This is a genomic window from Streptomyces sp. NPDC046203 (genome assembly GCF_040646255.1).
GTDB lineage: Bacteria > Actinomycetota > Actinomycetes > Streptomycetales > Streptomycetaceae > Streptomyces.
This window is the reverse complement of record NZ_JBEYZX010000002.1, coordinates 181,950-208,007: the sequence shown is the minus strand read 5'-3', so window position 1 is coordinate 208,007 and position 26,058 is coordinate 181,950. Positions and strand designations below refer to the sequence as shown.

22 protein-coding genes and 1 pseudogene are annotated in these 26,058 nt (G+C 69.4%); 5 read left to right on the top strand and 18 right to left on the bottom strand.

Translation table 11 applies throughout. The features are described 5' to 3' along the window. The first annotated feature begins 343 nt into the window (after positions 1-343). The gene (locus ABZ990_RS02655; protein ID WP_361224445.1) at positions 344-1,420 is read left to right on the top strand and encodes an LCP family protein; all 1,077 of its coding nucleotides are present in this window, start codon (positions 344-346) and stop codon (positions 1,418-1,420) included. Positions 1,421-1,464: 44 nt separating this feature from the next. After that, positions 1,465-1,833 carry an NTP pyrophosphohydrolase gene (locus tag ABZ990_RS02650; RefSeq protein WP_361224109.1) on the top strand — a complete coding sequence of 123 codons (369 nt, stop codon included), beginning with the start codon at positions 1,465-1,467 and terminating at the stop codon, positions 1,831-1,833. 161 nt (positions 1,834-1,994) lie between these two features. Here ABZ990_RS02650 and ABZ990_RS02645 read toward each other — a convergent pair whose 3' ends face one another. Together ABZ990_RS02645 and ABZ990_RS02640 are read right to left on the bottom strand one after the other, a co-directional pair. Then, the gene (locus ABZ990_RS02645) at positions 1,995-2,312 is read right to left on the bottom strand and encodes a 4a-hydroxytetrahydrobiopterin dehydratase (protein ID WP_361224106.1); all 318 of its coding nucleotides are present in this window, start codon (positions 2,310-2,312) and stop codon (positions 1,995-1,997) included. Continuing rightward, positions 2,291-2,431, bottom strand: coding sequence for a hypothetical protein (locus ABZ990_RS02640; protein WP_361224103.1), 141 nt, complete (start codon positions 2,429-2,431; stop codon positions 2,291-2,293). The genes ABZ990_RS02645 and ABZ990_RS02640 overlap by 22 nt, the downstream gene beginning before the upstream one ends. 70 nt (positions 2,432-2,501) lie before the next feature. Here ABZ990_RS02640 and ABZ990_RS02635 point away from each other — a divergent pair, with 70 nt between their 5' ends. Next, a complete protein-coding gene (locus ABZ990_RS02635; protein ID WP_361224101.1) occupies positions 2,502-2,744 on the top strand; it encodes a hypothetical protein in 243 nt (80 codons plus the stop codon). Positions 2,745-2,929: 185 nt separating this feature from the next. Here the strand turns inward: ABZ990_RS02635 and ABZ990_RS02630 are convergent, their stop codons facing one another. From ABZ990_RS02630 to ABZ990_RS02620, 3 genes and pseudogenes are all read right to left on the bottom strand, one after another. After that, entirely contained in the window at positions 2,930-3,421 is a 492-nt protein-coding gene (locus ABZ990_RS02630; protein WP_361224098.1) for a hypothetical protein, read from the bottom strand. Between the two features lie 223 nt (positions 3,422-3,644). Next, positions 3,645-3,785: pseudogene (locus ABZ990_RS02625) on the bottom strand (AAA family ATPase); the annotation flags it as partial. A 262-nt stretch (positions 3,786-4,047) separates the two neighbouring features. Continuing rightward, entirely contained in the window at positions 4,048-5,589 is a 1,542-nt protein-coding gene (locus tag ABZ990_RS02620; RefSeq protein WP_361224095.1) for an amino acid permease, read from the bottom strand. 311 nt (positions 5,590-5,900) lie between these two features. On the opposite strand from ABZ990_RS02620, the gene ABZ990_RS02615 reads away from it, so the two are divergent. Continuing rightward, entirely contained in the window at positions 5,901-7,169 is a 1,269-nt protein-coding gene (locus tag ABZ990_RS02615) for a winged helix DNA-binding domain-containing protein (RefSeq protein ID WP_361224092.1), read from the top strand. A 545-nt stretch (positions 7,170-7,714) separates the two neighbouring features. Here the strand turns inward: ABZ990_RS02615 and dxs are convergent. From dxs to ABZ990_RS02555, 12 genes are all read right to left on the bottom strand, one after another. Continuing rightward, positions 7,715-9,721: a 1-deoxy-D-xylulose-5-phosphate synthase gene (dxs, locus tag ABZ990_RS02610; RefSeq protein ID WP_361224089.1), complete on the bottom strand. Its 2,007-nt coding sequence runs from the start codon at positions 9,719-9,721 to the stop codon at positions 7,715-7,717. A 276-nt stretch (positions 9,722-9,997) separates the two neighbouring features. Further along, positions 9,998-11,404, bottom strand: coding sequence for a sugar ABC transporter permease (locus ABZ990_RS02605; RefSeq protein ID WP_361224086.1), 1,407 nt, complete (start codon positions 11,402-11,404; stop codon positions 9,998-10,000). Continuing rightward, positions 11,401-12,198 carry an ATP-binding cassette domain-containing protein gene (locus ABZ990_RS02600; protein WP_361224083.1) on the bottom strand — a complete coding sequence of 266 codons (798 nt, stop codon included), beginning with the start codon at positions 12,196-12,198 and terminating at the stop codon, positions 11,401-11,403. Before ABZ990_RS02600 ends, ABZ990_RS02605 begins: the two co-directional genes overlap by 4 nt. A gap of 517 nt (positions 12,199-12,715) precedes the next feature. Continuing rightward, positions 12,716-13,804, bottom strand: coding sequence for a substrate-binding domain-containing protein (locus tag ABZ990_RS02595; protein ID WP_361224442.1), 1,089 nt, complete (start codon positions 13,802-13,804; stop codon positions 12,716-12,718). Positions 13,805-14,214: 410 nt separating this feature from the next. Next, the gene (locus ABZ990_RS02590; protein ID WP_361224080.1) at positions 14,215-15,399 is read right to left on the bottom strand and encodes an ROK family transcriptional regulator; all 1,185 of its coding nucleotides are present in this window, start codon (positions 15,397-15,399) and stop codon (positions 14,215-14,217) included. A 204-nt stretch (positions 15,400-15,603) separates the two neighbouring features. After that, positions 15,604-16,707, bottom strand: coding sequence for a carbohydrate ABC transporter permease (locus ABZ990_RS02585; protein WP_361224077.1), 1,104 nt, complete (start codon positions 16,705-16,707; stop codon positions 15,604-15,606). Positions 16,708-16,722: 15 nt separating this feature from the next. Beyond that, entirely contained in the window at positions 16,723-17,658 is a 936-nt protein-coding gene (locus ABZ990_RS02580) for a sugar ABC transporter permease (RefSeq protein WP_361224075.1), read from the bottom strand. Between the two features lie 350 nt (positions 17,659-18,008). Continuing rightward, a complete protein-coding gene (gene ngcE / locus ABZ990_RS02575; RefSeq protein WP_361224073.1) occupies positions 18,009-19,484 on the bottom strand; it encodes an N-acetylglucosamine/diacetylchitobiose ABC transporter substrate-binding protein in 1,476 nt (491 codons plus the stop codon). Between the two features lie 580 nt (positions 19,485-20,064). Next, positions 20,065-20,643, bottom strand: coding sequence for a hypothetical protein (locus ABZ990_RS02570; protein ID WP_361224070.1), 579 nt, complete (start codon positions 20,641-20,643; stop codon positions 20,065-20,067). Positions 20,644-20,775: 132 nt separating this feature from the next. Beyond that, entirely contained in the window at positions 20,776-21,033 is a 258-nt protein-coding gene (locus tag ABZ990_RS02565; RefSeq protein WP_361224067.1) for a hypothetical protein, read from the bottom strand. Between the two features lie 246 nt (positions 21,034-21,279). Further along, on the bottom strand, positions 21,280-23,994 hold the full coding sequence (gene acnA, locus ABZ990_RS02560) for an aconitate hydratase AcnA (protein WP_361224064.1): 2,715 nt from the start codon (positions 23,992-23,994) through the stop codon (positions 21,280-21,282). A gap of 408 nt (positions 23,995-24,402) precedes the next feature. Beyond that, the gene (locus ABZ990_RS02555; RefSeq protein ID WP_361224062.1) at positions 24,403-24,900 is read right to left on the bottom strand and encodes a rhodanese-like domain-containing protein; all 498 of its coding nucleotides are present in this window, start codon (positions 24,898-24,900) and stop codon (positions 24,403-24,405) included. Positions 24,901-25,084: 184 nt separating this feature from the next. Here ABZ990_RS02555 and ABZ990_RS02550 point away from each other — a divergent pair, with 184 nt between their 5' ends. Further along, entirely contained in the window at positions 25,085-25,531 is a 447-nt protein-coding gene (locus ABZ990_RS02550) for an Lrp/AsnC family transcriptional regulator (RefSeq protein WP_361224059.1), read from the top strand. 97 nt (positions 25,532-25,628) lie between these two features. On the opposite strand, the gene arr is transcribed toward ABZ990_RS02550, so the two are convergent. Continuing rightward, positions 25,629-26,057 (bottom strand): NAD(+)--rifampin ADP-ribosyltransferase, encoded by a 429-nt coding sequence (arr, locus tag ABZ990_RS02545; RefSeq protein ID WP_361224056.1) that lies wholly within the window; start codon positions 26,055-26,057, stop codon positions 25,629-25,631. Between the last annotated feature and the right edge of the window lies 1 nt (position 26,058).

The following is a 26,058-nucleotide window of genomic DNA, read 5'->3' as shown; positions in this document are numbered from 1 at the left end:
GGCGTACGGCAGTGGTCGTACGGCAGTAGTGGTACGGCAGTAGTCGGATGCCCGTTCCTCACGGTGTGAGGGGCGGGCATCCGTCATATGCCGCGTTGTCGGTTCGGAAGGACCGATGTGGCGTGCTGCTCCCCCTGCGACGTGCTGGGCCGGTATCCGGACAACCGGACCACTCGATCATTCCTATGAGATTCGAAAATCCCTCTATAGTGCGGATCCTTCCCTCCACTTGAACGGACCGGCCCCACCCTGGTCCCCCTCCGCACACCCACCTCGTTCCGATCCGATCCGACTTGATCCGGTCCGGGGCATGAGACCAAGGGAATCAACGGACTTGAGCAGGATGAGCCACGACGTCATGGAGCCGGGTACGCGCGCCGAGCGGCGGAACGCGGGCAGGCGCCCCAAGAAACGCCGGACCGGTCGCATCATCCTGCTGACGCTGCTGGTGCTCGTCCTCGCCACGGGAGGCTGGCTGTACTGGCTCTACTCCAGCCTCGACTCGAACATCAAGGCCGTCGACCTGGACAAGGAACTCGGCGTCAACCGGCCGGAGAAGGTGCCCTCGACCGGTCAGAACCTGCTGGTGCTCGGCTCCGACTCGCGCGCCGGGGACAACGCGGCGCTCGACAAGGCGGCGGTCAGCGGGGCGCGTTCGGACACGGCGCTCGTCATCCACGTACCCGAGGGCCGGTCGGGGGCCGTCGCCGTGAGCATCCCGCGCGACACCCTGATCACCCGGCCGGAGTGCAAGCGCCGCGACGGGTCCGAGGCTCCCGAGGCCCGCCAGGTCATGTTCAACTCGGTCTACGCGCAGTTCGGTCCGGCGTGCGTCGTCAAGACCGTCGAGAAGATGTCCCGCATCCGGCTCGACCACTACATGGAGATCGACTTCGCCGGCTTCAAGGACCTGGTCGACGTGATCGGCGGCGTGACCATCGACATCGACAAGGCCATCAGCGACAAGCACTCGGGCCTCGAACTCGCGGCGGGCGCCCAGCACTTGGACGGCACCCAGGCCCTCGCGTTCGCCCGTACCCGCTACGGCATCGGGGACGGCAGCGACCTGGGCCGCATCGGCAACCAGCAGAAGTTCCTCACGGCGCTGCTCGCCGAGGTGAAGCGGCAGGACCTGCTCGGCAGCCCCACCAAGACGTACAAGATCGCGAACTCGGCGACCGAGGCGCTCACCACCGACTCCGGCCTCGCCTCGCTGACTTCGCTCGGCGACTACGCCCGCAGCCTGAACGGCGTCGACCCGACGAACATGGAGACGATCATGCTCCCGGTCGCGTACGACAAGACGGACCCGAACCGCGTCGTCGCCCACGAGCCGAACGCCTCCCGGCTCTGGACGGCGATCCGCGAGGACACCGACATCCCGGAGTCGGCGAAGAAGTCCCCGGCCACCGGCGGCTGACCCGCTGTGATGTCCGCCTTCGCCGCCGCTGTCATGCTGGGGGCATGACTCTCCCTCTCCTGGTCGTGGACGGCGCCAACGTGGTGGGCTCCGTGCCCGACGGCTGGTGGAAGGACCGCCGCGGAGCCGCCGAACGGCTCCGCGACCGCCTCGCGGCCCGCGGCGGCCCGGCGGACGGCCCGTACCCGGGCCCGTACGAGATCGTCCTCGTGGTGGAGGGCCGGGCCCGGGGCGTCACCTCGGTCCCGGGCGTCCGCGTCGAGGAGGCCCCGGCCGGCGGCGACGACCTGATCACGGACCTGGCCCAGGCGGCGGCCGGCCGCCCGTGTGTGGTGGTCACGGCGGACCGGGAGCTGCGCCGGAGGGTGGAGGAGTGGGGGGCGCGGTGCGTGGGGCCGAGGGCGCTGAGGTGAGGTCCCCACGGGGGCGGGGGAGGTCCCCGATGCGGGCTCACCGGCTCCGGCCTCGGGGGCATCCCCGCGTGTGCGGGGAAGACATCCTGCCCGAGTGGGTCGGTTGGGCGAAGTACGGAACACCCCCGCTCCTGCGGGGAACCCGATGTGCGGCCACTCGGTCAGGCGTCGAGCGGCTTCGCCTCATGCGCCGCCGCGATCGCGTCGATCCTCCGCGCGAGATCGAAGTCGGCTGATGTCAACCTGTGGCCGGCGTCATGGGTGGTGATCCCGAACCGCACCGTCCCCCAGCGCAGGTCGATGTCGGCATGGTGGCCGATCAGTCGCTCGACATCCGCAACGTGCACGATCATCGCCACGCCACCGTGATAGCGAATGGCGAACGTACGGGTGATCTCATTGTCCGCGCGGAGCCATCCCGGCACCTCGGCGAGCGCCGTCTCGATCTCCGCCTCGGTCAGAGGCACAGGGTCTGCCATGTCAGTATCCCTCCGTATCCCTCCGTCACGGACGCCAGGACCTCCGCCAGCTCCTGACCGACGGGGGCATCCTGCCACGGCTTCATCACCCGCTCCAGACCGCTCAGTTCGCGACGCATGCGCGCCGGCCCCGTCTCCACAGCGATCACGGCCACGTCCCGCGCGATCTCGACTGCCTGACACCTGACCGTGAACGCCGACCGCGCGGCCTGCGCCTCGTGGGCGCTGTGCACCGGCTGGAGCGCCCGCCTGGTGAAGAAGGTGGGCACGCTGGATCTCGCCGACACGAAGTGGGAGCTGGAGATCGACGCCACAACGGCCCCCAAGGAACAGGTGTACGGGCACAACCGTCTGCATGTAGGACGGTTCTCGATGCCGGACAACGAACTCATGGACCGGGCGCGAACACTCCTGCCCACCCTCGCCGGCTGATCCTCGGGCCGCCCCGGCCGGACTCTCTCCCCCGGCCGGGGCTACTGCTTGGGGTCACGGACGATGCTGTCCGGGATCCCTCCCGGGGCTGCGCGCCTGGCAGATCATCAGGTGGGATTGGTGGCCAGCCCGAGGACGGAATGCCCCCGCGCCTGCGGGGAAGACCGCCGCCCCGCTGACTCGGATCACTTGATCCAGAACGTCTCCATCGGCAGGCCACGACCCGTGGTGCCGATTTCCATGACCCGCCAGTTGTTCACGAAGTAGCTGGGCCCGGGCAGCCAGCCGATGTTCCTGACGTAGGCATTGCCGTCCGGCTCGCCCCTGGACGTGTCGAAGTAGACCCGCATGGCTTCCATCGGGTTGTAGTACCCGGTGGTTCCGGTGGTGCCGATCTGGATCTCGTGGTTGTTGCTGGCGCACTCATAGTGGTCGTCCCAGCCGTAGTTGGACCGGTGGGCCTTGGCGCAGACCTTGAAGGTTTCGACGGCGGAGTTGACGTGGATACGGACGGCTTCGATGTTCAGCGCCCGTCCTCGGGTGCCCGCCCATTCACCGTCGCAGTTCCATTCCATCCAACCGATGTCCTGCACGTGCGCCTGGTAGCAGATGGTGCCCGTGGGCGCGGACCGCGCGCTGGCCTGAGTGGCCCCGGCACCGAGGGCGGCAGCCGTCATGGAAAGTGCGGCAAGTATGCGTGTCGCGCGCTTGAGCATGGTCATTTCCCCCGTGCGTGGTGTGTGGCCGGTGCGAATGGATGAACACGGCCGGAGCCGTCACGGCTCCTTGATCACTCTAACGCGCGACCTGAGATCGGCTGCCAACTGCCGCCGCCTGTAGTCCGTTTCCGCCCCGGCCGACCGGATCATCCAACCTGGGGGGCGCGGGTAGTCGAGGCGGTCAGCCGACCTTGGCCGCTTCCTCGGCACGTACCGATCGGGTGCCGGCGAGGCGGTAGGAATCGGTGCCGGTCTCGATGATGGCGTTATTGAAGGGGAGACGGTCGACGACGGCCGCACAAAGGCGGGGGTCAGTGAACGTCGAAACACCCCCGCGCCTGCGGGAAAGACCTGACGATCGAGCAGACCGGAGCCCTGCGCCGCGGAACACCCCCGCGCCTGCGGGAAAGACTCCTGCTCCTTGATGAACCGTCCGAGCTCCTCCGGAACACCCCCGCGCTTGCGGGGAAGACTCTTCCTGACCTGCACGTCAAGAATGACTTTGCCCGCTCTTTGCCGTCACCAAGTGACAGGAAGCCACTCGTTCGGCCACGCTCCCCCACCCTAACTCCCGGCCCCACCCCTCAAACCCGCGGCCCCGGCTCCCCCGCCCCACCAGCCCCACCATCCCCCGCCTCGTTCAAGCGGCTGTGCCTGCGGCCGTAGAGGAAGTAGACGACGAAGCCGATCAGCATCCAGACCGCGAAGCGGAACCAGGTCTCGCCCGGGAGGTTGAGCATCAGCCACAGGGAGGCGGCGATCGAGAGGATCGGGAGGTAGGGGACCCAGGGGGTGCGGAAGGAGCGGGGGAGGTCCGGGCGGGTGCGGCGGAGGACGATGACGCCCGCGGCCACCACCACGAAGGCGAAGAGGGTGCCGATGTTCACCAGGGTCGCGAGTTCGTTGATGCTGGTGAAGCCGGCGACGATCGCGATGATCACGCCGAGGAGGATGGTCGGCCGGTACGGGGTCTTGTAGCGCGGGTGCGTGATGGAGAAGAAGCGCGGCAACAGTCCGTCGCGGCTCATCGCGAAGAACACCCGGGTCTGGCCGAGCAGCAGGATCAGACAGACCGTCGTCAGGCCGATCGCGGCGCCGAAGCTGATGACGCCCGCGTAGAAGGGGTGGCCGACGGCCTTGAAGGCGTCGGCGAGCGGGGCGTTGACCGACAGTTGGCTGTAGTGCTGCATGCCGGTGACGACCAGGGCGACCGCCACGTACAGGAAGGTGCAGATGAGCAGCGAGCCGAGGATGCCCCGGGGCATGTCGCGCTGCGGGAGCTTGGTCTCCTCGGCGGCGGTGGCGACCACGTCGAAGCCGATGAAGGCGAAGAAAACCACGGAGGCGGCGGTGAAGATGCCCATGACGCCGAAGTTGGTCGGGGTGTAGCCGGAGATCAGCTGGATCAGTGGCGCGGTCCAGTCCGAGCCGCCGCCGGGCGGGACCGTCGCGGGCGGGATGAACGGCTTGTAGTTGTCGCCGACGATGAAGAAGAGCCCCGCGATGATCACGATCAGGACGACCGCCACCTTGATGGCGACGACGACGGTTGTGATCCGCGCCGACAGTTCCATGCCGAGGACGAGGACGGCGGTGAGCACCAGGACCAGGACGAAGGCGAGGATGTCGAAGGTGCCGCCGGGCACGTCGGGGCCTTGCAGGAAGAGCGGCAGGTGCCAGCCGATGTTGTCCATGAGCGACTGGACGTAGCCGGACCAGCCCACGGCGACGACGGCCGTGCCCAGGGCGAATTCGAGGACGAGGTCCCAGCCGATGATCCAGGCGGGCAGTTCGCCGATAGAGGCGTACGCGAAGGTGTACGCCGATCCGGCGACGGGGACCGTCGAGGCGAACTCCGCGTAGCACAGGGCGGCCAGCGCGCAGACGATGCCGGCGACGACGAAGGCGATGGAGGTGGCGGGGCCCGCGTTCTCCTTGGCGACCTTGCCGGTGAGGACGAAGATGCCGGTACCGATGATGACGCCGACGCCGAAGACGGTCAGGTCCCACGCGGAGAGGGACTTCCTGAGCGCGTGTTCCGGCGCCTCGGTGTCACGGATGGACTGTTCCACCGATTTGGTACGGAATATGCCGGTGCGCGTGCGAGTCCTCTCATCCGTGCTCACGTCGTACCTCCCTGCCTGGGGGCGCTGCCGTCTGCCCGTGCTTCAGGCCAGAATGCACGCGGACCGCCCGGTCGGCACTCCGGGACGAGACCGCCGCACAGGACGCACGGGACGCACGGGACGCATGGCCCACACCGGCGCCCTTGGCCCCGCACCCCGGCGCCCCTCCCCCTGCCACCCACCCGCGCGCCACCGGGCGCGCGTCCGTCCGGGTGGGGTGTTTGGCTGGGTGGTACGGGGAGACGGCACCGGGCCGCCCTCCCGCACCGACCGGACAAGCCGCGATCGGACAATCCCCCGGGACATCTCAGGTGAAGCCGACGAAGGACGACGTCACCGCCTTCCGCCTCCGCGCCCATCACCTCGACCGGCGTACGGACCGGAACGGCCTCCCCGCCGCGGCCGGCCGCTGCGGCATCCAGGACAGCCCGCCCGGGTCGGCGGGGACGGCGCTGCACGCCCGTGTACGGGACCTCACCCGGGAAGGGCTGGACGACGCGATCGCGCGCGACAAGAGTCTGCTGCGGAGCTGGTGTATGCGCGGCGCGCCGTTCTGTGTCCCCACCGCCGACGCGCCCGTGTTCACCACCGGCGTGCTCCCACCGGACGAGGCGGCGCTGCGCCGCTTCCTCCCCGGCGCCGGGCCGGCGGTGGACCGGCTCGGTCTCGGCCTTACCGAGGCCGCCGACCTGACCGCCGCCGAGATCGAGGACGTCCTGGCCGGCCGCCGGCTCGCCATCAGCGAGCTGGGCGCGGAGGTCGCCGCGCGGATCGCCCCTCGGCTGCCGAAGAAGCGACGCGCCATCTGGCAGGAGGAAGGCCCCTACGCCGCCGGCCAGCCGCTCGGCGAGGCCGTCGTCCATTTCTGCGTCCGCGTCCTGACGTTGCGGGGCGTGCTCTGCTTCGCTTCGCGCGACGGCGCCGCTACGCCCTTCATCCTGGTCGGCGAGTGGCTCGGGGAACCCTTCCCGGACATCGGCCCGGAGCGAGCGCGCGCCGAACTCCTGCGCCGTTATCTGCGCTGCTACGGGCCCTCCACCCGCGCGGACTTCGCGGCCTGGCTCGGCGTGCGGGCCGGTGACACCGGGCCCTGGTGGGGTGCGGTGGAGGACGAGATGGCACCGGTCGGCTTCGGCGGCCGTACGGCGTGGATGCTCGCCGAGGACCTGGACGCGCTGGGCTCCGTACCGGACCCGACGGGCGTACGCCTTCTGCCGCCGGGCGATCCGTACACCCACATGCGCGACCGCGCGACGATCGTCGACCCGGCGTACCACCGCGCGGTGTGGAAGACGGTCGGCAGTCCCGGCACCGTGCTGGTGGACGGCAGGATCACCGGCGTCTGGCGTGCCCGTACGAGCGGGAGGAGCGGCGCCGGCGGTACGAGCGGCGCCCGCGATACGAATGACCCCGGCGGTACGAGCGGCCCCGGCCGTACACGCGGACGAAAGGTGACCATCCGTGTCACGGCCTTCGGCCCGATGCGGGAGCGGGACAGGAAAGCGCTGCGCGCCGAGGCCGAGGGGGTCGCGGCGCTGCGGGGCGCGTCTTCGGTGGCCGTCGAGTTCGACACCCAGTGACGTCCGAACACCCGAACAGGTGAATGAGAGAAGGAGCGAAGAGACGAAGGGGTGGATACCGCCGGAAGGTGCACCGGCCGCCGGCTCCCCACACCAGGGACAGCAGGCATGGGAAGGGCCGGTCGGCTCTCCCTGAAGAGTGCCGACCGGCCCTGGGTGAAGCAGGGGTGGACCCGTCAGGATGGACGACGGGTCGGGGACCCGGGATCCAGGGCCCGGGTTCCCGCCCCGGGGCCGGGTCATGGCCCGGACTGCGAAGGGCCAGGGGCCGAGGGGGGTCAGGGCCTGGGAGGGGATCCCGTCAGTTCCGGGCCGGCCCCGCCAACGTCACCGAGGCCCATCGCCTCGCCGACCTTGCCGAGGCCCATCGTCTCGCCGACCTTTCCGGGACCTGTCGGACCCGGGCCGGCTCCCTCCCCCGGGCCGACTCCGTCACCCCGTCAGGTCTCGCCGGCCCCAGGCCGCCCCTCGCTCCGCCACCTCGCCGAAGCTCCGAGCGCCGAGCACCGAGCGCCGAGCACCGACCTCCGCGTACCGGCCTCCGGTCAGTCCCGGACCGGCTCCGCCACCTTCTCCTTGGCCGCCTTGTCAGCCTTGTCAGCCTTGTCAGCCTTGGCCTCGGCCGTCTTGCCGGCCGACCCGTCACCGTTCGCCCGCGCCGTACCGGGCTCGAAACGGCCGTCCAGCCGCGAGACCAGTCCGGTGACCTGCCGGGCGATGTCCGGGGCCGTCAGGCCGATCTCCGCCAGCACCTCGCCGCGCGAGGCGTGGTCGAGGAAGCGCGGCGGGATGCCGAAGTCGCGCAGCGGTACGTCCACACCCGCGTCGCGCAGCGCCTGCGAGACGGCCGAGCCGACGCCGCCGACACGGCTGTTGTCCTCGACGGTGACGACCACCCGGTGCTGCTCGGCCAGCGGGGCGAGGGCCTCGTCGACCGGCTTGACCCAGCGCGGGTCGACCACGGTGGTGGAGATGCCCTGCTGGTCGAGGAGACCGGCGATCTCCAGGCACATCGGGGCGAGCGCGCCGACCGAGACGAGCAGGACGTCCGGCCGGTCGGTGCCGGCCTCGCGCAGCACGTCCATGCCGCCGACCCGGCGCACCGCCGGAACGGCCGGACCGACCGCGCCCTTGGAGAAGCGGACCACGGTGGGCGCGTCGTCGACCTCGACGGCCTCGCGCAGCTGCGCGCGGACCTGGTCGGCGTCGCGCGGCGCGGCGAGCCGCAGCCCCGGGACGACCTGGAGGATCGACATGTCCCACATACCGTTGTGGGAGGCGCCGTCGGTGCCGGTGACGCCGGCCCGGTCCAGGACGAAGGTGACACCGCACTTGTGCAGGGCCACGTCCATCAGGACCTGGTCGAACGCGCGGTTGAGGAAGGTCGCGTAGACCGCGAACACCGGGTGCAGTCCACCGGTCGCCAGACCGGCGGCGGAGACCGCCGCGTGCTGCTCGGCGATACCGACGTCGAACACCCGCTCGGGGAATTCCTTCGCGAACTTGTCGAGACCGACCGGCTGGAGCATGGCCGCCGTGATGGCGACGACGTCCTCGCGCTCCTTGCCGAGCGCGACCATCTCGTCGCCGAAGACGCTGGTCCAGTCGGCACCGGAGGAGGAGATCGGCAGACCGGTGTCCGGGTGGATCTTGCCGACGGCGTGGAAGCGGTCGGCCTCGTCCTGGAGCGCGGGCTGGTAGCCGCGGCCCTTCTCGGTGAGGCAGTGCACGATGACCGGGCCGCCGAAGCGCTTGGCGCGGGTCAGCGCGGACTCCAGGGCCTCCATGTCGTGGCCGTCGATCGGGCCGACGTACTTCAGGCCGAGGTCCTCGAACATGCCCTGCGGGGCGATGAAGTCCTTCAGGCCCTTCTTCGCGCCGTGCAGGGTCTCGTAGAGCGGCTTCCCGACGACCGGCGTGCGCTCCAGGATGTCCTTGCCGCGGGCGAGGAAGCGCTCGTAGCCGTCCGTGGTGCGCAGGGTGGCCAGGTGGTTGGCGAGGCCGCCGATGGTGGGCGCGTACGAACGCTCGTTGTCGTTGACGACGATGACGACCTGACGGTCCTTGGCGTCGGCGATGTTGTTGAGCGCCTCCCAGGCCATGCCGCCGGTGAGGGCGCCGTCACCGATGACGGCGACGACGTGGTCGTCCTTCTTCAGGATCTTGTTGGCCTTGGCGAGACCGTCGGCCCAGCCGAGGACCGTCGAGGCGTGCGAGTTCTCGATGACGTCGTGCTCGGACTCGGCCTGCGAGGGGTAGCCGGACAGGCCGCCCTTCATCTTGAGCTTGGAGAAGTCCTGGCGGCCGGTGAGCAGCTTGTGGACGTAGCTCTGATGACCGGTGTCCCACAGGACGCGGTCGCGGGGCGAGTCGAAGACGCGGTGCAGGGCGATGGTCAGCTCGACCACGCCCAGGTTGGGACCGAGGTGCCCGCCGGTCTTGGAGACGGCGTCCACGAGGAAAGTCCTGATCTCTCCGGCCAGCTGCTCCAGCTGTTCCGAGGAGAGCCGGTCCAGATCTCGCGGTCCCCTGATACGGGTCAGCAGGGCCACCCGTGCCTCCTTGCGTTTGAACTGGTCGAGCTTGCCGATTGGTCGAGTCTAATGTTCCGCCCTGGCCCGCGGGCATCGGGTTGGCGGATCGCCACCATCCGGATGGCCGACAGCACACTGGTCCGGCCGGCCCCCGCGCTCATCCGGACGCAGCAGCGCCCGGCGCCGGTTCGGGCGCCGGGCGGAGTGTGACGCGCTCGACGAGAGACGCGTCACGATACTGCCGGGGACTTTCCGGGCGTACCCGGACAAGAGTGGCCGTGAATCAGGGGTGGATCAAGCGCGGCCGGCCGTCTTCTGGGTACGGCGGGAGAGCGAGTCGATCACGACGGCGGCGAGCAGCACCGCGCCGGTGATCATGTTCTGGATCGAATTGGACATCCCGATCATGTTCAGGCCCTGCTGAATCGACTGGATCACGATCATGCCGAGCAGCGCGGACCAGACCTTGCCCCGGCCGCCGAAGAGGCTGGTGCCGCCGATCACGGCCGCGGCGATGACCAGCATCAGGGTGTTGCCGCCGCCGAGGCTCTTGGTGGCGCCGCCGGACAGGCTCGCGATGAAGAGCCCGCCGAAGGCGGCGAGGGTGCCGGAGATCGCGAAGACGGCGATACGGACCCGGTCGACGTTGATGCCGGCGCGGCGGGCCGCCTCGGCGTTGCCGCCGACCGCGAACACCTTGCGGCCGAAGACGGTACGGCGGGCGACGAAGTCGGCGCCCACCAGGACGGCCAGGAAGAGCACGAGGGCGAGCGGCAGACCGCGGGCGCCGGCGGGCTCGTTCATGACGTACGCCGCGACCAGGACCAGGACCGCGAACAGACCGCTGCGCAGCAGGATCTCGGCCATCGGGCGGGCGGGCAGCCGGGCCGAGCGGCGGCGGCTCCGCTCGCGCAGCTGGGTCAGGATGTGCAGGGCGATGGCGACCAGCGCGAGACCGTAGGCGGCGATCTTGTCGGCGAAGAAGTAGCCGGTGAGGTTCTCCACCACGCTGCCGGACGGCGCGTTGATGGAGCCCTCGCCGCCCATCAACCATTCCTGGAGACCCATCCAGCCGAGGAAGCCGGCCAGGGTGACGACGAAGGCCGGCACGCCGAGCTTGGCGAAGAAGAAGCCGTGCAGCACACCGATGACGGTGCCGCTGAGGATGGCGAGCGCGAGCGACAGCCACTCGTTCACGCCGTTGCTGACCTGGAGGCCGGCCCAGACGGCGGCGCCGACGCCGGCGACCGAGCCCAGGGAGAGGTCGATCTCGCCGAGGACGAGGACGAAGACGATGCCGACGGCCATGATGCCGAGGCCGGAGGCGTAGACGGCGACGTTGGCGACGGAGCCGGCGGAGAGGAAGTTCTCGTTCTGGAGCTGGAAGACGATCGCGATGACGATCAGGCCGAGGATCACCGGGAGGGAGCCGAGCTCGCCGCCTCGGATCTTGCGGGTGAACTCGGCCCAGTAGCCCTTGAAGCCCTCCTCGCGGACGAGGAGGCGGGGGTCGACGGCCGGGGTGGTCGCTGCCGGGGAGGGGGCCGCTGCCGGGGCGGGGGTCGGGGTGGGGGTCGGAGCCGGGGCGCCGGCCTGGGCCGGGACGGTGGCGGACGACTTGGCGGACGACTTGGCGGCGGCGTCCGGTGTGGTCGCGGCCTCGGGCGTACCGTCGGCGGGGGTCTTGGCGAGGTCGCTCATCGGGCGTCCTCCTTCACTGCCGTACGGGCCTGCCTGCGGGTCACGGCGTTGTCCGTGGCGCCGGTGATGGCGGCGATGATCTCTTCATGGCTGGTCCCGGCGACCGGGAAGACGCCGTTGTTGCGGCCGAGGCGGAGCACCGCGACCCGGTCCGCGACGGCGCGGACGTCGGCCATGTTGTGGCTGATGAGGATGACGCCGTGGCCGCGCTCGCGCAGCCGCTCCACGAGGTCGAGCACCTGGGCGGTCTGCTCGACGCCGAGGGCGGCGGTCGGCTCGTCCAGGATGACGATCTTCGGGTCGCCGATCAGGGCGCGGGCGATGGCCACGACCTGGCGCTGGCCGCCGGAGAGCGCCGCGACGGGGATCCGGACGGACGGGATCCGGATCGACAGAGTGTCGAGCAGTTCCCGGGCCCGCTGTTCCATGGCGATCTCGTCGAGGACCGGGCCGGTGCCCAGTTCGCTGCCGAGGAAGAGATTGGCGACGACGTCGAGGTTGTCGCAGAGCGCCAGGTCCTGGTAGACGGTGGCGACGCCGAGGTTCTGGGCGTCGTGCGGCTTGGTGATCTGGACGGGACGGCCGTCCCATTCGATGGTGCCGTCGTCGATCGGGTGAACACCCGAGATCGTCTTGACGAGGGTCGACTTGCCGGCTCCGTTGTCGCCCACCAGGGCGACGACCTCTCCGGCATGGATCTCCAGGTCGACATCGGTCAGCACCTGTACGGCGCCGAACCGCTTGGAGACCCCGCGCAACGCCAGCACGGGCGCGGCAGCGGACACGTGAATCATCTCCTTCGCCCGCCCGGACGGGCGGGGCGTGGGGGGCAGGGAGAACGGCGGGGTGTGACGCGCGAGCGGAGGAAAGTCCGGCGCCCCGCCCCCGCTTGCGGGGCGTGGAATCGGGGCGGGTGCGCCGGACCGGACCGGGGTGCCGCTCGTGCCGTGCGTGCCGTTCCGCGAAGCGTACGACCGGTACGGCGCGTACAACTCGCGCAGCTCGTACGACTCTTACGACTCGAACAACTCGCTTGAACCGCAAGGCTGTTGAGCTTGTACGTCTCGTACGCCTCGTGCGGGCCGTGCGGGTCGTACGGGCCCGTACGGCTCGTACGGACCGCGCGGCCGTTGAACTCGCGCGGCTCGTACGACCCGTACAGCTCGCACTGCTTGCACGGCTTACGCGGCTCGCACGGCTTACGCGGCTTGCGCGGCTTGCGCGGCTTGCGCGGCTCGTACGGCTCTCGTCGCTCGCGTCACTCGGCGGCGGCAGCCGACCGGGTTCGTCCGGCCGACCGCCGGGCCGGGGCTACTTGATGCCCGCCGCCTCGCAGGCCGCCTTGAACTCGGCGGTGCAGATGTCGGCCGCCTTGTAGACGTCGTCGGCGATGACCGTGGAGGCGATGTTCTCCTTGGTCACGATCTGCGCGTCGTACAGCTTCGCCGGGATGTCCTTGAACTCGCCGGTGAGGCTGGTGACCTTGAGCGGGGTGAGGTCGTCGAACTTCTCGCCCTTGAGGATCTTCACCGCGATCTCCGCGGTGGTCTCGGCCTCGGGCTTGATCTGCTTGTAGATCGTGAAGGACTGGTCGCCCTTCAGAATGCGCTGCAGACCGGCGAGTTCGGAGTCCTGGCCGCCGACCGGGACCTTGATGCCCTGCTTGGCGAGGGCGGTGATGGCGCCGCCGGCCATGCCGTCGTTGGCGGAGTAGACGCCCTGGAAGCCGCCCTTGCCCAGCGAGTCTATGGCGGCACCCATCTTCTTGGCCGCCTCGTCCGGGGACCAGTCCGGGATGTCCTGCTCGTAGACGATCTTCTTCACGCCGCTGTCGAGGACGCTGTGGGCGCCCTTCTTGAACAGCGGGGCGTTGGGGTCGGTGGGCGAGCCGTTGATCATGACAACGTTGGCATCCTTGGCCTTGTCGCCCAGCGCCTTCACGAGACCCTCGCCCTGGAGGCGGCCGATCTTCTCGTTGTCGTACGAGACGTAGGCGGCGATCGGGCCCTCGGTGAGGCGGTCGTACGCGACGACCTTCACGCCCTTCTTCTCCGCCTGCTGGATCCAGGGCTTGGTCGCCTTGTAGTCGACCGCGTCCAGGATGATCACCTTCACGCCCTGGGTGACGAGCGCGTCGAACTGCTTCTTCTGCGTCTCGGTGTCCTGGGCCGCGTTGTTGTACTTGACCACGCAGTCCGAGCACAGGGACGTGATCTTCGCCTCGATGATCGGACGGTCGAAGGTCTCGTAACGCGTGGTCTTGTTCTCCGGAAGGAGCAGGCCGATGGTCTTGCCGTCGCCGCCCGCGTCGTCCGAGCCGCTGTCGCCGGCCTTGCCGCAGGCGGAGAGGGAGAGGGCCATCGACAGTGCGGCCGTGCCGATGACGACGCGACGCGTCATTGCGTTCATGTGGGGTTGCCTCCCTGACGAGGCCGCGACGTCGCGGCCGAGGTGGCTGGCAGTCAACTCGGCCCCAGAGTCGGCGTCAAGGAGTAAATTCTTAACGAGATGACAACGGTGCCATCCGTTATCTAAGTGAAGGCATCCGCGACCTCGTTCCGCTCCCCGACCCGGCGGTCACCACGGGAGCCACCACGGGAGGCGCCACGGGAGGCGCTCCGGCGGTCGCCCCGGCCGTCGCCCCAGGAGTCACCCCCGTGGTCACCCCGACGATCACCCGACGGCCGGTATCCCGATGGCGGGCATCCCCGCTGTGGGCGTCCCGGCCACGGGCATCCCGACGGTGGGCGTCCCGGCTCCGGCTCCGGCTCCGGCTGCGGCTGCGGCTGCGGCTGCGGCTGCGGCTGCGCTCACGGTGCGCCCAGCGCGTTCTCCAGGAGCGTCGAGTCGCCCGTCTCGCTCAGCACGAGCGCGAGCGCGCCGAGCACCTCGGCCCGGCCGCCCAGCGCCCCCGGGGCGAGGACGAGCCGGCGGGCGGCGCTGGGGATCGCGTAGCGCGCGACGGAGTCCCGGATCGGCGCGAGCACCAGCTCGCCCGCCTCCGCGAGATCGCCGCCGAGGATCACCCGGCTCGGGTTCAGCAGATTGCAGAGGCTGGCCACGGCGCTGCCGATGTGCCGCCCGACGTCGGCGATCACCCGGCGGCAGCCGGGGTCGCCCTCGCGGGCCAGCTGGACGACCCGTTCCATGGTCAGATCGGGGCCGTGGGTGGGCTGGAGCAGTGGCAGGACGTAGCGGGCCGCGGCGAAGGTTTCCAGACAGCCGCGGTTGCCGCAGCGGCACACGGGGCCCGACTCGTCGAGGGTGATGTGCCCGATCTCGCCGGCCGTGCCGCCCGGCCCCCGGTAGACCCGGCCGTCGATCACCAGACCGGCGCCGACCCCGCCGGCGACCTTGATGTACGCGAGGTCCGTGACGCCCCGGCCGCTGCCCCAGACCAGTTCGCCGAGCGCGCCCAGGTTGGCATCGTTGTCGACGTGCACGGGGACGCCGAGCCGCTTCGAGAGCTCGTCGGCGGGGCTGATCCCGCTCCAGCCCGGCAGGATGGACGTCGAGCCGAGGGTCCCCGAGGAGACATCGATGGGGCCGGGCACGCCGAGGCCGACGCCGACGAGCTTGTCCCGGCGGATCCCGGTCTCCTCGATCAGCCCCTTGACCAGGCTTTCCGCCCGGTCGAAGCCTTCCGCGGAGGAGGCGTCCACATCCAGCGGCTCGGTCTTCTCGGCGAGCACCTGGTGGGCCAGGTTGCCGATCGCGACGCGCAGGTGCGTATGGCCGAAATCGACCCCCACGACCACGCCCGCGTCGCCGCTGAGCGAGACGCTGCGGGCCCGGCGGCCGCCGGCGGAGGTCGGGGTGACCTCGACGGTCCCGCCGTCCTTCAGCTCCCGCACGATGTTGGAGACCGTGGCGGCGGACAGACCGGTCGCCCGGGCGATCTCCGCCTGGGTGAGCGATCCCGCCATACGGACGGCCCGGACGACCCGTTCCAGATTGGCCCGGTGCAGAGAGGACTGCGAACCCGGAGTCTCCATCGACTCAACTCCACCCTACGTCGCGTACAAGTTGTGAACTCCAAGCTCCGCTGTCGGGCTCGTCGTCGTCAAGTCCTCGACGGTGGCCGCATGCGGAAGCAAAAGGTCCGGCCCCGGGGCCGATGCCCCGGGGCCGGACCGTGTACGCGCCCGTCCGTCACCCGCCCGCACTGCGTCGATCGGGTGACGGCCTTGCGCCGGCCGCTACTTGAGGGTGGCGGAGGTCAGACCCGCCTGGACCTGCCGCTGGAAGGAGAGGTAGACCACCAGCATCGGGATCATGGCGATGGTCACACCTGCGAACAGTACGGGCAGGTCCGTCTCGTACCCCTGTTGCTGCTGGAGCTGGATGAGGCCCTGGGTGAGCACGTACCGCTCCGGGTCGCCGCCCTTCTGTGGCTGCATGAGCACGGTCGGCAGCAGGAACTGGTTCCACTGCCCCAGCGTGTTGAAGATGCCCACGCTGATCAGGCCCGGCTTGGCCATCGGCAGCATCACCTGGAAGAAGGCCCGGGAGTGCGAGGCCCCGTCCAGGATCGCGGCCTCGAAGACGGCCGTCGGCAGCGTCCGGAAGAACGCGTGCATGAAGAAGACGGTGAACGGCAGCGAGTACGCGACGTACACCAGGATCAGGCCCTGGTAGGTGTTGAGCATCCCGAGCATCTTCACCATGAAGAAGAGCGGGACGAGGGCCAGGAAGACCGGGAACATCGCGCCGGCGACGAAGAAGTAGTAGATGATCCGGTTGCCCGCGAACCGGTAGCGCGCGAGCACGTACGCGGCCATGGAGCCGAACAGCATCGTCAGCGGCACCGAGAACACCAGGACGATCACGGTGTTCAGGAAGTAGTCGCCGATGCCCTTGTCCCAGGCGCGGCCGAAGACGTCCAGGGACCAGTTCGACGGCCAGCCGAAGGCCGATCCGGCGATCTGTCCGTCGGTCTTGAAGGAGCTCAGTACCAGCCAGATCAGCGGCAGCACGATGAGCAGCGCCCACAGGGCGAGGAAGCCGTGCGAGAAGACGTTGAGGACGGTGCCCTCGCGGGCCGGGCCGCCGCCGGGCCCGGGGCCGTTGCCCCGGCCGGTGCCGCGCTGCCGCGGGACGCCGGTACCGCCGCCTTGGGCGGGGGTCGTTCGGGGGGCTGCTGCCTCAGGGGCCGTGCTCGGGTCGGCGGCCGTGCTCGGTCCGGCGGCCGGTGCCGCGGCCGCACTCGATCCGGCGCTCGATCCGGTGCTCGGTCCGGTGGTGGTTCCGTCGGTCGGCCCGGTGGCCGGAGTCCGGTCGGACTTGTCGTGGTGTGCGGTCATCGTCGGTTCTCCCGCTCAGAACTCGAGGCGCTCGCGGCGGGTGGCGCGCAGCGTGACGACGGACAGGATCAGGGTGAGCAGCAGCATGACGACGCCCATGGCGCAGGCGTAGCCGCTCTTGCCGAAGATGAGGAAGTTCCGCATCATCACGGTCGACATGACCTCGCTGTGGTGGTCCGGGCCGCCGCCGAACTCGCCGCCGGGCGCGGTCATGGTGGAGACCAGGATGAACATGTCCATCGCGACGATGCCGAGGTAGACCCAGGCGGTCTGGACGGAGTCCCACAGCAGCGGCAGCGTGATGCGGAAGAAGGACTGGGCGCGGCCGGCGCCGTCGATGAGCGCGGCCTCGTAGATGTCCCTCGGGATGGACTGCATGGCGGCGGAGAACAGTACGAGGTAGAAGCCGACGCCGTGCCAGACGACGACCGCGAGCAGGGCCCACAGGACGTAGTTCGGCTCGTTCAGCCACTCGACGGGCTGCTCCGCGTCGACCAGGCCGATCTTGATCAGCAGGCCGTTGAGCATGCCGCCGGAGTCGCTGCGGTACACGGCACCGAAGAGCACCGCGAGGATCGCGAGGGAGAGGACCTGCGGGAAGAAGTAGACGATCTTGTAGAACTTCGACCCGGCGACGCCCGCGACCCCGCCCGCCCGGCCGCGTCCGCCCGCGTTCAGCATGAACGCGAAGAAGAGCGCGAGCAGGATGGTGATCACCGGGACGAACACCAGATACAGGATGTTGTGCCAGACCGCGCCCAGGAAGACGTCGTCCTTGGCGAGCGCGACGTAGTTGTCGAGACCGACGAAGGAGAAGTCCTGCGACTGTCCCTGCCAGTCGGTCAGCGAGTAGCCGAACGTCTGGATGTACGGCCAGATGACGAAGACCAGATAGAGGGCCACGGGGATGAGGAGGAATCCCGTGACGAACGTGTACTGCCCTTTGCGCATGGCGTTCCTGTCCTGGTGTTCCCGAGTGGGGGGTGACCGCGCGACCGCGCGGCGGCCGTACGTACGACCGAGTGGCGGCCGTACGGCCGTGCGCGGGCCGGCGGCGTGACCGGGTGGCCGGGTGGCGGCGGGACCGGGTGGCGGCTGCACGGCGGCGACTCGTACGACCGGAGTGACGGTCGTACGACGGGCTGCCGACCGTACGACCGCGAGCCGGACGCACGACGTGAGCCGGCCGTACGACCGTGAGCTGGACGGCCGTCGGCCCGAGGGCGCTACGTCCCAAGGGTGCGACGGCCGCCGTCACTTACCGTGTGACCGCGTGACCGCGTGACCGCGTGCCCGTGTCGTCAGTCGCGGCGGTTCTTCTTGGCGGCCGGGGTCTTGGCGGCCTTGTCGACGGCCGCCTGGGCGCGCTTCAGCCACTCGGCGGGCTGGATGCGCTTGGCCATCAGCTCGTTGGAGGCGTTCTGGATCTCGGTGTCCATCTCGCTGTACCACTCGGTGTACAGGAAGCGGAACGTGTTGGTCCCGGCCTTCTTGGACGCCTCGACGGTGGACTGGGTGCCCGGACGGAGCTTGACGTTCGGGTCCACGCCGTCGGCGAGGATGGTGAGCGAGTTCGCCTCCTTGGCGAAGAGCGACGACCACTCCTTGGAGAGCATCATCCGCATGAACTCCTGCGCCTCGGGCAGGTTCGCGCCCTTGGAGGGGATGATGAACGGCTCGCCGGAGCCGGCCCGGATCGCCTCGTACGGCATCGCGCTGCCCGGCAGCACCGGCATCGGCATGAACTTCATGTCGAAGTCGTCCGGGGTCTGCTTCAGCTGCTCGTTCTCCAGCCAGGAACCGCTGGTGATGAAGGCGGCCTTGTACTGGTTCCAGCGAGTCTGCGACTCGGTGTGGGTCAGGCCGTTGGTGCCGGGCATCAGGTAGCCCTTCTCGACCACCTCGTACACCGCCTCGACGGCCGCCTTGGCGGCGTCGGAGCCGACGAACGCCTTGGGGTCGAGGTTGTCGATCGCCTTCATCGCGTCCAGACCGCCCTTCTTGGCGATCAGGTCCATGATGGCGACGTTGATGTAGTACGGGAACTTGCCCTGGTGGGCGAGGCCGCCGATGCCCTGCTTGGTGGCGTCCTTGCAGATGGCCAGGAAGTCGTCCCAGGTCTTCGGCTCGCTCCAGCCCTTCTCCTTGAAGAGCTTGCCGGAGTACCACAGGCCCCACACCGTGTAGATGTAGTTGAGGGCGACGGTCTTGCCCTCCAGGATGCCCGCGTCGAGGGTGCCGGGGATCAGGGTGTCGCGGACCTTCTTGCTCGGGTCGTCGATGGAGGGGGCGTCGAGGACCGCGGCGAGGTCGAGCAGCTGGCCGTTCTTGTTCAGAACGTCGATCTTGATCTTCTGGGCGCCGGAGTCGTCGATGATGTCCGGCGGGTTGCCCGCGTTGAAGCGGGGCTGGAGCTTGCCGGTGATCTCCTGGGTGCCGGTGTGGGACGCGGTGACGCCCCACTTCTTCTGGAAGCTCGCCTCCCACGCCTTGGCGTAGTCGTCGCCGTATCCGCCCTTGAAGACGACGACGTCGAGCTTTCCGCCCTTGGCCACGCCGAACGGGTTGTCCTTGGTCTTCTCACCCTTGGGCTTGTTCGACTTCTCGTCACCGCCGCCGCCGGAGGCGCACGCGGACAGGAAGCCCATGGCGGGCACGGAGATCAGACCGAGTGCGGCGGAGCGCTTGATCAGATCGCGGCGTCCGACGCCCCCCTGCTCGGGGGTGCCGCTCGGGGTGCCGTTCGAGGTGCCGTTCTGGGCGGAGGTGGATCCCATGCTCAAGTCCTCGCCTTCATTCAGGACTCAGGCGGTGTACCGGTCGCCCGTACCGAGTTCGCCTCAGGCGAAGGGCCCCGCCACCGCGGTCAATTGCAGCTGGGTCGTGCAGGCGTCGGGCCGTCGCCGACTGCTCGGAACGACGGGCGGGACGCCGACAGGTATAGTCCACTTCCCTTCGCCGGAGCAAGATCGATGCGGTGTTTACCCGGCAGTCGTCTCCGAGTTGAGACCTCTGTTCGCCAACTGGCCGATACGCGCGCCGAATCGGCCGGATCACGTGCGTGGCGTACCGCCAACGACCTTGACATTCCTGGATACTTGCCTGCTTTCCCCACTCCTGAAACTCTCCCGCACCTCCACACCCGCACTTGTTTCCGGACATACGGAAGGGCCTCCTCCCTTTCGGTGGGAGGGGGCCCTGGTGCCGCTGTCGGCCGGCGGTCGGCGGGTACAGCGCCGTGCGGGCGGATCACGGGGCCCGGCCTATGGCTGCCCCGGAACCGCCGGAGGGGCTGTGCCCGGGTTTCCGGTCACAGCCCCTCCGGGTTGCTCACCATGTCCATACGGCTCGACGCCCTCAGACTCCCGCATAGGTGTACAGGTGGTCGACGTCGGAGAGTTCCGCACAGTCTTCGCCCACGACCTCCACCATCACGGAGACGGGCGAATCCAGTCGGCTGGTCGCGCTCAGCCTGTGGTGCATCATCTCCACGCGCGCCGACCACGCCTCGGCCGAGCGCTCCGCGCTGACCACGTCGCCGAGCCCGACCGGCCCGTCCATACAGCAGACCACACAGACGACGGTCCCTGGCGACGTCTCGGCGAAGTGGTCGCGGTCGATCTGCAACGCCCCGCCGGCCTTCATGATTCTTCGCCTCTTCCACGAACTGGTCGATCCGGTCTCGGGTCGGTTTCGGTACGTCCCACACGAGGAGGCCGTCGAGATCGCCCTTTCCGATCCTGCCGCCCGCGTGGATGTCCATGCGACGAGGGCCTCCCGGGTATAGGCCACGGGTGCCAAAATTCTGGTGCTCTTCTCGAATTCGCCGAGCATCGAACCGAGTTCGGCTTCCGCCTCGGCGCGGATCACGCCTCGGCCGGTTTCAATCCCGGTGGGAGCCGGCGCGGAGCGGGCAAACAGCAGTCTCGCCTGCACCCCCGGACGGCCACCCCGTCGAACCATCCGCCCTCACGCGGCACTTCAACGCGCTGCTCCGCTGCTCCCGCCAGACGGCCCTACCTGCTTGCCCATACCGTCGAATCCGTACACCCGGCACAAGCATGCCGACTATTCGATCTCCGTCATCCCGATCGCAAACGGAACGCTGCGAAGAAACTCAGCCGTACGCGGATCAGCCTCGGAAGTAGCCATGCGCTCCAAAAGTTCCACGAACTCGCCTCTCTCATCCTCGGAAAGCTGGAGAAGCTCGTATCCCATACTTTCCAGACCACGGACTGCCGTATCCGGATCGACCTCATCAGGTTCACATTCCTCAAGCAGCATCATCGCTGCGATGATTGATCGAACGAGGGGCTCGGGATTCATTTTTCTGGCCAATCCTTTCAGTACCGTCCTGGCGGCGCCCGCTCTCCACCCGCTCGCAAGGACAGAAGAACCCCGCACCTGGTACCAGGTGCGGGGTTCTTCATCGTCGCGGGACACTCGGCTCCGCCCCGTCGAACAGAGCAGATCGCCCGCGATCATGCTCGCAGACGTGCCCTCCGCCCCGCCATACGCGAGCGCCCCGCCCCCGTACGCGAGTACAGGGGCGGGGCGCTCGTTCAGGTCGGATCAGGAACCGGCGAGGTGGCGCAGCACGTACTGCATGATGCCGCCGTTGCGGTAGTAGTCCGCCTCACCGGGGGTGTCGATGCGGACGACCGCGTCGAACTCCACACCGGTGTCGGTGGTGACCTTGACCGTGCTCGGGGTGGTGCCCTCGTTCAGCTCGGTCACGCCGGTGATGGAGAAGGTCTCCTCGCCGGTCAGGCCCAGCGAGTCGGCCGACTGGCCGGCCGGGAACTGCAGCGGCAGGACGCCCATGCCGATGAGGTTCGAGCGGTGGATGCGCTCGTACGACTCGGTGATGACGGCCTTGACGCCGAGGAGGGCCGTGCCCTTGGCCGCCCAGTCGCGGGACGAGCCGGAGCCGTACTCCTTGCCGCCCAGGATGACCAGCGGGGTGCCGGCGGCCTGGTAGTTCTGCGAGGCGTCGTAGATGAACGACACCGGGGCGCCGTCCTGGGTGAAGTCGCGGGTGAAGCCGCCCTCGGTGCCCGGCGCGATCTGGTTGCGCAGGCGGATGTTGGCGAACGTACCGCGGATCATGACCTCGTGGTTGCCTCGGCGCGAGCCGTAGGAGTTGAAGTCACGACGCTCCACACCGTGCTCGGTGAGGTACTTGCCGGCCGGGGTGTCGGCCTTGATGGCACCGGCCGGGGAGATGTGGTCGGTGGTGACCGAGTCGCCCAGCTTGGCCAGGACGCGGGCACCGGCGATGTCGGTGACCGGGGTGGTCTCCATCGTCATGCCCTCGAAGTACGGGGGCTTGCGGACGTAGGTCGACTCGGCGTCCCACTCGAAGGTGTCGCCGGTCGGGATCGAGAGCGCCTGCCACTGGGCGTCGCCCGCGAACACGTCCTGGTAGGACTTGTTGAACATGTCCTCGCCGATGGCGCCGGCGACGACCTCGTTGACCTCGGCCTCGGTCGGCCAGATGTCGTTCAGGTAGACCGGCTGGCCGTCCTGGTCGACACCCAGGGCGTCCTTGGTGATGTCCACCTTCATGGAACCCGCGAGGGCGTACGCGACGACCAGCGGCGGGGAGGCCAGGTAGTTCATCTTGACGTCGGGGTTGATCCGGCCCTCGAAGTTACGGTTGCCGGAGAGCACCGAGGTGACCGCGAGGTCGTGGTCGTTGACGGCCTTGGAGACCTCCTCCGGCAGCGGGCCGGAGTTGCCGATGCAGGTGGTGCAGCCGTAGCCGACGAGGTTGAAGCCGACCTTGTCGAGGTACGGGGTCAGGCCCGCCTTGTCGAAGTAGTCGGTGACGACCTTCGAGCCCGGGGCGAGGGTGGTCTTGACCCACGGCTTGCGGGTCAGGCCCTTCTCCACGGCCTTCTTCGCGACGAGGGCCGCGGCGACCATGACGTACGGGTTCGACGTGTTGGTGCACGAGGTGATCGCGGCGACGGTGACGGCGCCGTGGTCGATCGTGTAGGTGCTGCCGTCGGGGGCGGTCACGGTGACCGGGTTCGACGGGACGCCGTTGGAGGCGGCCGGGGCGTCGGAGGCGGGGAAGGACTCCTCGCCGGCCTCGTCGGCGGTGGAGACGTAGTTCAGGACGTCGGTCTTGAACTGCTCGGAGGCGTTGGCGAGGACGATGCGGTCCTGCGGACGCTTCGGGCCGGCGATCGACGGGACGACCGTGGAGAGGTCGAGCTCCAGCTTCTCGGAGAAGTCCGGCTCGGCCTTCGGGTCCAGCCAGAGGCCCTGCTCCTTGGCGTACGCCTCGACGAGCGCGACCTGCTGGGCGCTGCGGCCGGTCAGACGCAGGTAGTTCAGGGTCTCGTCGTCGATCGGGAAGATCGCGGCGGTGGAACCGAACTCCGGCGACATGTTGCCGATGGTGGCGCGGTTGGCGAGGCTCGTGGCCGCCACACCCTCGCCGTAGAACTCGACGAACTTGCCGACGACACCGTGCTTGCGCAGCATCTCGGTGATGGTGAGCACCAGGTCGGTGGCGGTGGTGCCGGGCTTGAGCTGACCGGTCAGCTTGAAGCCGACGACGCGCGGGATCAGCATGGAGACCGGCTGGCCGAGCATCGCGGCCTCGGCCTCGATGCCGCCGACGCCCCAGCCGAGCACACCGAGGCCGTTGACCATGGTGGTGTGGGAGTCGGTGCCGACCAGGGTGTCGGGGTAGGCCTTGCCGTCACGGACCATGACGACGCGGGCCAGCTTCTCGATGTTGACCTGGTGGACGATGCCGGTGCCCGGGGGGACGACCTTGAACTCGTCGAAGGCGGTCTGGCCCCAGCGCAGGAACTGGTAGCGCTCCTTGTTGCGGCCGTACTCCAGCTCGACGTTCTGCTGGAAGGCGTCGTTGGTGCCGAACTTGTCGGCGATGACGGAGTGGTCGATGACCAGCTCGGCCGGGGCGAGCGGGTTGACCTTCGCCGGGTCGCCGCCGAGCGCCTTGACGGCCTCGCGCATGGTGGCGAGGTCGACGACGCAGGGGACGCCGGTGAAGTCCTGCATGATCACGCGCGCCGGCGTGAACTGGATCTCCTGACTCGGCTGGGCCTGGGAGTCCCAGTTCCCGAGGGCCCGGATGTGGTCGGCGGTGATGTTCGCGCCGTCCTCGGTGCGGAGCAGGTTCTCCAGGAGAACCTTCAGGCTGTAGGGAAGGCGCTCGGAGCCCTCCACCTTGTCCAGCCGGAAGATCTCGTACGACTCGTCGCCCACGCTGAGCGTGCTGCGGGCGTCGAAGCTGTTCGCCGACACGACAGTCTCCTTCATATATGTGCGCGTTCCACCACATCCTGCCGCCACGTACACGTCGTCGACCCACTAAGGTAGGGCTAAGTAAGGTAACCCTTACCGACTGGCGGCAGCGGTGCGCCTCGGCAGATATCTCGATGTCGAGATAACTCTAGTACATCACCGCCGGTCGGTCATGCGCGGCAGGGCTGTCCGGCCTGGACAGACCAGGGCAGTCCCGACCATTCCATGACATGCGCGCTCGCGCTCTCCGGTTCTCTTTGGCAAGTAGGGGCGACGGTCGGGGGTGGGGCGGGGCGCGCGGCCGGGAGTGCGGGCCGGGGCGGGGCGGGGGGCGCGAGGCCGGGAGTACGGGGCGGGGGCGCGCCCGGAGGCGCGGGGCCTCCGGGCTCTCGCGGCGGGGCGGAGGGCTCAGCAGCCGCAGACGCCCGCGACCGGGGCGGTCAGAGGGTCGGCCGTGCGGCTCTCCGTACCCCGCGGGGTCTCGTACGCGAAGCCCTCGCGCACCCAGTACTCGAATCCGCCGAGCATCTCCTTGACCCGGTAGCCGAGCTCGGCCAGGGCGAGAGCCGCGCGGGTGGCGCCGTTGCAGCCAGGGCCCCAGCAGTAGGTGACGACCGGCACCGACGGGTCCAGCAGGTCCGCGGCCCGCTCGGGGATGAGCGCGGTGGGCAGATGGACGGCGCCGGGGATACGGCCCTGGTCCCAGGACTCGGTGGAACGGGAGTCGAGGACCACGAAACCCGGGTCGCCGCCGACCGAGAGCGCCCCGGCGACATCGGAGACGTCGGCGTACAGGCGCAGCGAGGCACGGAAATGGGCGGCGGCCTCGGCGGGCGGGGCGGGGGCGGCGAGCAGGACGCGGTTCGGGGCCGGGGCGGACGTGAGCGAGTCGGTGGTGGTGGTCATGGTGCGGGGCCTTTCCTGGTGACGGATGCGCGGAGCAGGGGCGGGACGGGCGGGCCCGGCCTGCCGGCCCGGCCGCCCGGCCGCTCTCCACGACCACGAAACTACGCGGCGTAACCGGCACTCTGAAGGCGTCTTCCACGGCCTCCGATTGAACCGCCAGGGGAATCCGTGTTACTTCTCCCGCATGACCGCGTTTTCCCCTGACGCCACCGACTGGCGCATCCTCGAAGTCCTCCAACGCGAGGGCCGGGCCAGCTTCGCCGACCTCGCGCGCGCCGTCTCCATGTCGGCGAGCGCCGTCACCGAGCGGGTACGCCGGCTGGAGGAGGCGGGGATCATCAGCGGCTACGCGGCGGTCGTCGACCCGGAGAAGGTCGGGCTGACGATCATGGCGTTCGTCCGGCTGCGCTACCCGAACGGCAACTACAGGCCCTTCCACGACCTGGTCGAGGCGATGCCCGAGATCCTGGAAGCCCACCATGTGACCGGCGACGACTGCTTCGTCATCAAGGTCGCCGCACGGTCCATGCGTCACCTGGAGGAGATCGCGGGCCGCATCGGCGGTCTGGGCTCCGTCACGACCAGCGTCGTCTACTCCTCCCCGCTCCCCCGGCGCCCCGTCAGCCCCTGAGGGCGGGGCGGGGCGGTACTGCGGTGCGGACCGGCCGCCGCCGGATCGCGGGATCCGGCGGCTCACCCGCTCGATTCACCCACTCATGCCACCCCGCTCACTCGTTGATGGCCTCGACACCCTGGGCCTTGAGCTCCGCCAGCCTGTCCCGCATCTGCTGGAGGACCTCCGGCGGGTGCCCCTGCCAGTGGCGGACCTCCGCGACGATCCGCAGCGGCAGCCGGGTGCGGTAGGACCGGGTCGGGTTGCCGGGGAACTTCGTGTCCGTCAGGTTCGGGTCGTCCTCGAAGAAGCCGGTGGGCTCGACGAGATAGATCCGCTGGTCCTCGTCCGCCCCGGCGGCCAGTTCCGCTCCCCAGACGGCGGCGTCCAGCGTGGCGGTCAGATAGACGAAGTTCGCCCTGTCGCCCTTGCCGAAGTTGGAGCCGTACCCCGGCTCCAGCAGGTCTCCGACGGCGAGATCGGCCTTCGTGCCATGAAAGAAGGGGCCGGGGTCCTTGCTGCCCCACCGGATCGGTTCGCTCATC

What these genes read in the sequence shown, in the direction of transcription:
- ABZ990_RS02655 (WP_361224445.1), top strand. Translation starts at nt 344, where the DNA reads ATGAGCCACGACGTCATGGAGCCGGGTACGCGCGCCGAGCGGCGGAAC.
- ABZ990_RS02650 (WP_361224109.1), top strand. Translation starts at nt 1,465, where the DNA reads ATGACTCTCCCTCTCCTGGTCGTGGACGGCGCCAACGTGGTGGGCTCC.
- ABZ990_RS02645 (WP_361224106.1), bottom strand. Translation starts at nt 2,312, where the DNA reads ATGGCAGACCCTGTGCCTCTGACCGAGGCGGAGATCGAGACGGCGCTC.
- ABZ990_RS02640 (WP_361224103.1), bottom strand. Translation starts at nt 2,431, where the DNA reads ATGCGTCGCGAACTGAGCGGTCTGGAGCGGGTGATGAAGCCGTGGCAG.
- ABZ990_RS02630 (WP_361224098.1), bottom strand. Translation starts at nt 3,421, where the DNA reads ATGACGGCTGCCGCCCTCGGTGCCGGGGCCACTCAGGCCAGCGCGCGG.
- ABZ990_RS02605 (WP_361224086.1), bottom strand. Translation starts at nt 11,404, where the DNA reads ATGAGCGACCTCGCCAAGACCCCCGCCGACGGTACGCCCGAGGCCGCG.
- ABZ990_RS02600 (WP_361224083.1), bottom strand. Translation starts at nt 12,198, where the DNA reads ATGATTCACGTGTCCGCTGCCGCGCCCGTGCTGGCGTTGCGCGGGGTC.
- ABZ990_RS02595 (WP_361224442.1), bottom strand. Translation starts at nt 13,804, where the DNA reads ATGACGCGTCGCGTCGTCATCGGCACGGCCGCACTGTCGATGGCCCTC.
- ABZ990_RS02590 (WP_361224080.1), bottom strand. Translation starts at nt 15,399, where the DNA reads ATGGAGACTCCGGGTTCGCAGTCCTCTCTGCACCGGGCCAATCTGGAA.
- ABZ990_RS02585 (WP_361224077.1), bottom strand. Translation starts at nt 16,707, where the DNA reads ATGACCGCACACCACGACAAGTCCGACCGGACTCCGGCCACCGGGCCG.
- ABZ990_RS02580 (WP_361224075.1), bottom strand. Translation starts at nt 17,658, where the DNA reads ATGCGCAAAGGGCAGTACACGTTCGTCACGGGATTCCTCCTCATCCCC.
- ngcE (WP_361224073.1), bottom strand. Translation starts at nt 19,484, where the DNA reads ATGGGATCCACCTCCGCCCAGAACGGCACCTCGAACGGCACCCCGAGC.
- ABZ990_RS02565 (WP_361224067.1), bottom strand. Translation starts at nt 21,033, where the DNA reads ATGAATCCCGAGCCCCTCGTTCGATCAATCATCGCAGCGATGATGCTG.
- ABZ990_RS02555 (WP_361224062.1), bottom strand. Translation starts at nt 24,900, where the DNA reads ATGACCACCACCACCGACTCGCTCACGTCCGCCCCGGCCCCGAACCGC.
- ABZ990_RS02550 (WP_361224059.1), top strand. Translation starts at nt 25,085, where the DNA reads ATGACCGCGTTTTCCCCTGACGCCACCGACTGGCGCATCCTCGAAGTC.
- arr (WP_361224056.1), bottom strand. Translation starts at nt 26,057, where the DNA reads ATGAGCGAACCGATCCGGTGGGGCAGCAAGGACCCCGGCCCCTTCTTT.